This window comes from Sphingobacterium sp. UBA2610 (genome assembly GCF_002339225.1).
GTDB lineage: Bacteria > Bacteroidota > Bacteroidia > Sphingobacteriales > Sphingobacteriaceae > Sphingobacterium > Sphingobacterium multivorum.
On record NZ_DDKA01000031.1, the window covers coordinates 65974 to 73447 of the forward strand.

Genomic DNA, 7474 nt, shown 5'->3' on the forward strand with positions numbered 1-7474 from the left:
AAAGGCTTTTTTTATTTCTTCTATTTAAATTGCCTGTGTACGATAGGTATGCTTTGAAACACAGGCCATATGCTTCATTTGAATCTTCGCGGATAACCCCAAGTTCTCTCCTATCAGATCCTTAGGAATGCTCTCCCCCCAACTCCTTTTCAATAAAATCAATAATAGCGGCTGTCTCGTGGGATTGAAACCAGTGCGTATGACCATATTTTTTAAACCAAGTAATCTGCCGCTTGGCATAACGTCTCGAATTTTGTTTGATTTTTTCGGTCGCTTCCGTCAAAGACTGCTTGCCATCAAGATAATCAAACAACTCGGCGTACCCAACAGTGAGTAGTGCAGGCTTCGTTCTGAAAGGAAGTAATGCTTTCACTTCGTCCAGCAAGCCATTTTTTATCATCAGATCGACACGTAAATTGATCCGTTCATACAACTTTGCCCGATCCATATTCAAGCCAATGGTAAGAATATCAAAAGGTCTTTTTTCGACATCTTTCTTATGGTAAAATGACATCGGTTTACCAGTCGCCTCAAAAACTTCAAGCGCCCGGACTACACGTTGCGGATTATCGATGTCTGCCGTTTCAAAATATATAGGGTCAATACTTTTCAATCGATCTTTTAAGGCCTCCAATCCCAATACTGCAAGTTCATGATTAAGTCGCTCGCGCACTTCATCTCCGGCCTTGGGTAGATCATCCAATCCTTCGCATAGGGCCCGTACAAACAAGCCTGATCCACCTACCATAATGACGACGTCATGCAATTGAAATAACTCTTCTAGTTTCAGTAAAGCCTCCCGTTCAAAATCTCCTGCAGAATAATCCTGCGTGATGGAGTGTGAATCAATGAAATAATGGGGAGCAGCAGCAAGTTCCACTGGATCTGGTTTAGCCGTACCAATAGACATTTCCCGATAGAACTGACGGGAATCAGCCGAAATGATCGCTGTTTTAAAATATTGTGCCAATGAAATAGCCATTGTAGTCTTACCAACAGCAGTTGGCCCCACAATGGCTATCAATGTTTTTTTATTTGCCATAATATAGCACTTCACAGGCCGAAAGAACCTGTAAAGTCTTCTTAATTAATATTCGTCTTCGTAGCCGCTGGATTCTTCACGCTCTTCACCTTCTTCGCCCTCTTCCTCATCGTCGCCATCGCTGTCGAAGCCATCCAGTTCGTCTTCATCATCGACCCCATATTGCGTATCGTCTTCCTCCACATAATCGTCCTCTTCAACAGCATCTGAGACCGGAAAATTAGCAGCAGTCATTGTTTTGGGAACCTGACCAATAGATTTAAACAACGCCGGATAGTCCTTTCCATCCTCTTCCTTCAAGATCTTGATCAATTCAACCTGGAAATCATAAGGGCGATCAAAATTGTAAACGTAGTAAAATTTCTGATGTGGATCATCGATAAACTTACTTAAACGGATATTCTCCATCAACAATACCTCAGCATCTTTTTTACGTTGTGTAGGCTTGAATGCAATCTCTGTTCCCTTTTTCCACTGATCATTGCTCACATAGAACGAGGAAGATGCATCTGCAGCATAACCTGTTGATTTATGGATTTCCTCATGTAGGTCTATAAATGTGCTTTTAGAAGGCATGTCGATCTCACGATATACATCTTCATAATCCTCAAAAGTAACTCTAAATCTATAAATTGCCATCTCTGCTATTTTCTTCTTTTAACCCTCTAAAATTAATACTATATTTTAAGAATTGGAAATTTCCAATGGGATTTCTTCTTTGATCGTCAGGTTCATTTCCCCTGCTTTTTTCACCAAAAATTGGTATGCTTCTACTCTGGAATTTGGAATCTCGCCCTCTAAAATAGCCTCGCGAATCAAATTTTTCAGCAACCCTACAGTACGCCCTGGTGCCAAGCCAAATAGGATCATGATATCCTCGCCACTGATCGGCGGCTGCCAGTTCCGAACCTTGTCCCGCTCTTCGACATCCTTCAATTTTTGTTTGACAAGTTCAAAATTCTGACGATATTTCTTCTTTTTAAACTCATTTTTTGTGGTCACATCCGCATGACATAACATCATCAGGGCTTCAATATCATCGCCAGCCTCAAACAACAGACGACGTACAGCAGAATCTGTTACGATATCCTGCGCCAAGACAATTGGCCGAAGATGCAATTGTACCAACTTTTGCACAAATTTCATTTTCTCATGGAGCGGCAACTTTAGTTCGGCAAAAAGCTTTGGTACCATACGGGCACCACGATCTTCGTGCCCATGAAAGGTCCAGCCGAGCTTTTTATCGAAACGTTTTGTTGCCGGTTTGGCAATATCATGCATAATCGCTGCCCAACGTAACCAGAGGTCATCAGACAATTCACATACATTATCCAGCACTTCCAAGGTGTGGTAGAAATTATCTTTATGGCCTTTGCCATCAATGACATCAACCCCGTGCAAATTATACATGGCCGGAAATATCAATTCCAGGAGACCGGTATCAAAAAGATATTTAAAACCTACTGACGGTTTAGGTGAGAGAATAATCTTATTGATTTCATCGATAATACGTTCTTTCGAGATAATCTTTATTCGCTCTTTGGTATCGCTAATCGCTTTGATTGCATCAATCGTGATTTTAAAATTTAGCTGTGTCGCAAAACGGATAGCCCGCATCATACGCAGTGGATCATCAGAAAACGTTTCTATCGGATCTAGAGGCGTTCGAATAATACGTTGTTCAAGATCTTGCACGCCGTCAAACGGATCCACCAAAGCACCATAATCTGCTTTATTCAATGAAAACGCCATCGCGTTGATCGTAAAATCACGTCGATTTTGATCATCGGATAAGGTACCGTCTTCCACAATAGGCTTACGCGAGTTGGCACGATAGGATTCCCTTCGGGCACCGACGAACTCCACATTGAGTCCTTCATAAACCAGCATGGCTGTACCAAAATTCTTGTAGACAGCAACTTTAGTATGTAGCCTATCACCCAGTAAAGTCGCAAATTCAATGCCGCTGCCGACGACAACAATATCCACATCATTCTTAAAAGGCCGCTTCATAATATAGTCGCGAACATATCCCCCGATGACATAACATTCTGTATTTGTTGTCTCGGCGAGTTCCTTAATGATTGAAAATATTGGATGTTGTAAATTATCGTACATAGTTAGAACAGCAGGTAAAAAACCAAACAGTTTGCAAAAGTAACAATTTTTTTTGTATTGGAATTAGAGACAATTGAACAAGGATCAAAGACGCTGACACTATAAGCGGCGAGCTTACAGATTAAATCAACCCTCTTTATCCTTGTCCCTAAAAAAGTAAGACGGAATATTTAGTCTCTATCTTTGGATAACTTACGGAAAGCAAGTGGATTTTTAAGTAATTCGGCTTGTTCACGGCGGCGTTTTACAATATGTAAAGCCGAGAAAATTGCCTCTACAAAAGAGCTTTCAGAAGCTAAGTTTTTTCCAGCAATATCATAGCCTGTACCGTGATCTGGCGAAGTACGTACAATAGGTAAACCAGCTGTAAAGTTTACACCGGCACCTTTGGCAATATGCTTAAAAGGGATTAAACCCTGGTCATGGTACATCGCGAGTACCGCATCGAATTTCTCATAAGCACCTTTTGCGAAGAATCCATCGGCAGGATATGGACCAAAGCAGAAGATCCCCTGTTCGTTTGCTTTTTCTACGGTAGGTCTAATGATCTGATCATCTTCGGTACCAATAATCCCATGATCGCCAGCATGTGGATTTAGTCCCAAAACTGCGATCTTAGGCTTTTCAATCCAAAAATCTTTCTTCAATGAGTCATTCATGAGGGCTAGCTTTTTAAGAATAGCCTCTTCGGTAATATTCGCCGCAACCTCATGCAGTGGAATATGACCTGTTACCACGCCAATACGCAATTCATCACAAACCATAAACATCAATACATCATCAGCCTCTACTTTGGCCTGCAAGTATTCGGTATGGCCGGGAAATTGAAATCCCTCCTGTTGAATATTATGCTTATTAATTGGGGCAGTCACTAAAGCATCAATCTTGCCGGCTTTCAGGTCTTCAACAGCTTTCTCCAACGAAAGGAAAGCATATTTACCGCCGATCTCGTTTTCTTCACCCAACGAAATCTTGACGTCTTCCTGCCAGCAATTGATCATATTTGCTCTTTTGGAATGCGCCTGCTCAGCATCATTGATCACGTTAAAACTAAAATCATTTACACCGATCGCTTTACGGTGAAAAGAAGCCACCTTTGTATTTCCGTAAACCACTGGCGTAAAGAAATCGCACATACGCTGATCTACCAAAGATTTAATGATGACTTCAAGTCCAATGCCGTTAATATCGCCTACGGTAATTCCGATTTTTAATTTATCGCTCATTCTGTTTAAATGCTTTGATTCAAAAATAGGGATTTTTTTCTTAGAATGACTTTTCACTTATTTATTTTTTACTTTTGCACTATGAGCACAGTAAGAGCAAAAAAACATTTAGGACAGCATTTCTTGAACGATAAAAATGCTGCACAAAAGATTGTGGAAGCATTGGATCCTAATTTGGGTTTTAGCCAGGTGCTTGAAGTTGGCCCGGGAATGGGGGTACTTTCAGATTTTCTCTTGCAGAAGGAAGATTATGAAACTTATTTGATCGATGTGGATGATGAATCCATTGCTTATTTGGACGATAAATATCCCCAGTTGGGTAAGCGATTGATCCACGGTGATTTCCTGAGCCTTGACTTTTCACAGTATTTTGGCGAGAAAATGGCCGTTATCGGCAATTTTCCGTACAACATCTCCTCTCAGATTCTCTTTAAAATTTTGGATGAGCGGCATCGTGTTGTTCAAATGGCGGGGATGTTCCAGAAAGAGGTCGCTGAACGCTGTACTGCCAAAGCAGGAAGTAAAGAATATGGCATCTTGAGTGTCTTTTTACAGGCGTATTATAAAGTAGAATACCTGTTTACTGTAAAGGCGGGAGCATTCAATCCACCGCCAAAAGTATTGTCGGGCGTGATTCGCATGACACGCAACGACAGGGAACAATTGAATTGTGATGAGAAATTATTTTGGCGCGTTGTTAAAGCAGGTTTCAATCAACGTCGTAAGACCCTCCGAAACTCACTTTCGGGTGTTGTTCCGAAAGATAAAATGTCTGACAACCCACTATACGAACTACGCGCAGAACGACTAACAGTAGATGATTTTGTCGGCTTAACAAACGAAATAGCAAACAGTCTCTAATATGCATCCGACCGGCAGCACATTTATGATTATTGGCGGTGGTATCGCTGGATTATGTGCCGCAATAGGGCTTGCAAAAGTAGGTATTGAAGCACATGTCTATGAAAGCGCCATTGAACTCAAAGGCATAGGTGCTGGATTCGGGCTCGCGGCCAACGCCATGCAAGCTTTGGAACATCTCGGATTGAAGGATGAAATCGTCCCGATAGGGCACTACCTTGCATCCTACAACGTCTTGGATCAAAAAGGAAATATTCTTGTTGAACCAGACACTAGGTCAATCAGCCAGAAATATCAACAGGACAACTTCGCTATCCATCGGGCTGATCTGCATCAGTTTCTCCTATCCAAAATCCCCACTGAACAAATTCATCTCGGCAAACGCGCCGTTTCCTTTGAACGAGAGGGGGAAGATATTCAAGTTTATTTCGCAGACGGAAGTCATGTACGCGGCCAGGCTCTTTTGATTGCCGATGGCGTACACTCAGCATTACGACAACAGCTCATACCGGGCTCCGCCCCTCGTTATTCAGGCTATACCTGTTGGCGGGCAACCATTGACAATAGCAGCATACAGCTCAGTAAAGGAACGGAGACCTGGGGCAGCAAAGGACGCTTTGGAATGACCCCACTTGTCAATAACCGCATCTATTGGTACGCCTGCATCAATGCAGAAGCACAGAATCCGGTCTTAAAAAACTGGAAAACAAAGGAGCTCCTCGAAAATTTTAAAGATTATCATGCCCCTATTCCAACGATCCTGTCGGAGACAAAAGATAGCGAACTAATCGCAAATGACATTATTGACATCACACCACTTCAACAACTCGCTTTTGGCAATATCCTGTTATTGGGTGACGCTGGACATGCGACGACGCCCAACTTGGGCCAGGGAGCCTGTCAGGCTATTGAAGATGTTGCTGTTCTCGTGGATGAACTCCAAACCTCAGCTTCCGTTAATTTGGCTTTCCAACGATTCGAAAAAAGACGATTGGATCGCGTAAATTATATCTGTAATACTTCCTGGAGGATAGGAAAAATAGCCCAATGGGAAAATCCTTTCCTCATAGGAATGCGAAATTTTGGCATGAAAATAATGCCCAATCGCATGAAACAACAACAGTTAAATAAATTACTGTCTGTAGATTTTATGCAGATCAACCATAATCATGACGCTGGGATCTAAATCATCGTACTACATAGCAACGGTATTCACTGATCAGTGCCACATAAAAAAAAATTGAATGAAAACTACTATTTTGATCGTCGACGACATTCATGAAATCATGCTTGAGAAATTTGAACAGGCGGGGATCGCCTACAATTATCAACCTGATATCAGCCGAGAAGAAGCTGAAAAAATCATCGCTAATTACTCGGGTATGGTTATCCGTTCCAAATTTCAGGTAGATAAAGCTTTTTTTGACTTGGCGCCAAACCTCCGCTTTATCGCTCGTGCTGGTGCTGGGATGGACAATATCGACGATACAATTGCTGCGCAAAGAGACGTGCTGTTAATTCCGGCCAATGAAGGCAATCGGGATGCTGTAGGTGAACATATGATCGGTATGTTGCTTAGTCTAATGAACAATTTGAATCGTGGTGACCAACAAATACGATCTGGGCAGTGGCTGCGTGAGGCCAATCGTGGATATGAACTTAAGGGGCGTACTGTAGGTTTGATCGGCTATGGACACAATGGTGTGGCCATGGCAAAAAAATTATCCGGCTTTGATGTACAGGTACTTGCCTATGATAAATATCGAATCGACTATACGGATCAATATGCATCGGCAGCAGACATGGAAAAGATCTGCAAAGAAGCCGATGTGATCAGTTTCCATATCCCCTTAACGGATGAAACAAGAGGTATGATTGATGTGGATTATCTGGCAAAATTTGAGAAACCCATTTTCTTCTTACTTGGTGCCCGAGGCGGTATTGTACAGGTACCTGCAGTATTAAGCGGCCTTGATTCCGGTTCCATTATCGGAGCAGCATTTGATGTGTTGCCCGTAGAAAAGTTCCCAAAACTCGCCGGACAGAGCTGGTATGCAGATCTTATCCGTAGAGACAATGTAATCTTGTCGCCGCATGTTGCCGGATGGACCTTTGAAAGTTATTATAAATTGTCGGAAGTCGCCGCAGATAAGATCATCGCCTTTTTGGCGTCTTAATTTTGGCAAAGAGCTATTTGCCAAAATCTTCAATCAATCAATCAATCAAT

At 42.1% G+C, this 7474-nt stretch carries 7 protein-coding genes; 3 read left to right on the plus strand and 4 right to left on the minus strand.

Annotated elements, in window-relative coordinates; genetic code table 11:
* Positions 1-121: 121 nt before the first annotated feature.
* The 4 genes from miaA to pdxA form a co-directional block, all read right to left on the minus strand.
* On the minus strand, positions 122-1042 hold the full coding sequence (gene miaA / locus B4Z47_RS20845; RefSeq protein ID WP_115046574.1) for a tRNA (adenosine(37)-N6)-dimethylallyltransferase MiaA: 921 nt from the start codon (positions 1040-1042) through the stop codon (positions 122-124).
* Positions 1043-1087: 45 nt separating this feature from the next.
* Positions 1088-1681, minus strand: a complete 594-nt coding sequence (locus B4Z47_RS20850; RefSeq protein ID WP_112374903.1) for an IS1096 element passenger TnpR family protein — start codon at positions 1679-1681, stop codon at positions 1088-1090.
* Between the two features lie 45 nt (positions 1682-1726).
* Positions 1727-3160: a CCA tRNA nucleotidyltransferase gene (locus B4Z47_RS20855; RefSeq protein ID WP_112374904.1), complete on the minus strand. Its 1434-nt coding sequence runs from the start codon at positions 3158-3160 to the stop codon at positions 1727-1729.
* A gap of 170 nt (positions 3161-3330) precedes the next feature.
* Positions 3331-4386 (minus strand): 4-hydroxythreonine-4-phosphate dehydrogenase PdxA, encoded by a 1056-nt coding sequence (pdxA, locus tag B4Z47_RS20860; protein ID WP_070560760.1) that lies wholly within the window; start codon positions 4384-4386, stop codon positions 3331-3333.
* A gap of 81 nt (positions 4387-4467) precedes the next feature.
* On the opposite strand from pdxA, the gene rsmA reads away from it, so the two are divergent.
* The 3 genes from rsmA to B4Z47_RS20875 are packed head-to-tail and all read left to right on the plus strand — an operon-like array spanning position 4468 to position 7424.
* A complete protein-coding gene (rsmA, locus tag B4Z47_RS20865; RefSeq protein ID WP_115046573.1) occupies positions 4468-5247 on the plus strand; it encodes a 16S rRNA (adenine(1518)-N(6)/adenine(1519)-N(6))-dimethyltransferase RsmA in 780 nt (259 codons plus the stop codon).
* 1 nt (position 5248) lies between these two features.
* Positions 5249-6433 (plus strand): FAD-dependent monooxygenase, encoded by a 1185-nt coding sequence (locus tag B4Z47_RS20870; RefSeq protein WP_115046572.1) that lies wholly within the window; start codon positions 5249-5251, stop codon positions 6431-6433.
* 58 nt (positions 6434-6491) lie between these two features.
* Entirely contained in the window at positions 6492-7424 is a 933-nt protein-coding gene (locus tag B4Z47_RS20875) for an NAD(P)-dependent oxidoreductase (RefSeq protein ID WP_115046571.1), read from the plus strand.
* Positions 7425-7474 lie beyond the last annotated feature (50 nt).

What these genes read in the sequence shown, in the direction of transcription:
- miaA (WP_115046574.1), bottom strand. Translation starts at nt 1,042, where the DNA reads ATGGCAAATAAAAAAACATTGATAGCCATTGTGGGGCCAACTGCTGTT.
- B4Z47_RS20850 (WP_112374903.1), bottom strand. Translation starts at nt 1,681, where the DNA reads ATGGCAATTTATAGATTTAGAGTTACTTTTGAGGATTATGAAGATGTA.
- B4Z47_RS20855 (WP_112374904.1), bottom strand. Translation starts at nt 3,160, where the DNA reads ATGTACGATAATTTACAACATCCAATATTTTCAATCATTAAGGAACTC.
- pdxA (WP_070560760.1), bottom strand. Translation starts at nt 4,386, where the DNA reads ATGAGCGATAAATTAAAAATCGGAATTACCGTAGGCGATATTAACGGC.
- rsmA (WP_115046573.1), top strand. Translation starts at nt 4,468, where the DNA reads ATGAGCACAGTAAGAGCAAAAAAACATTTAGGACAGCATTTCTTGAAC.
- B4Z47_RS20870 (WP_115046572.1), top strand. Translation starts at nt 5,249, where the DNA reads ATGCATCCGACCGGCAGCACATTTATGATTATTGGCGGTGGTATCGCT.
- B4Z47_RS20875 (WP_115046571.1), top strand. Translation starts at nt 6,492, where the DNA reads ATGAAAACTACTATTTTGATCGTCGACGACATTCATGAAATCATGCTT.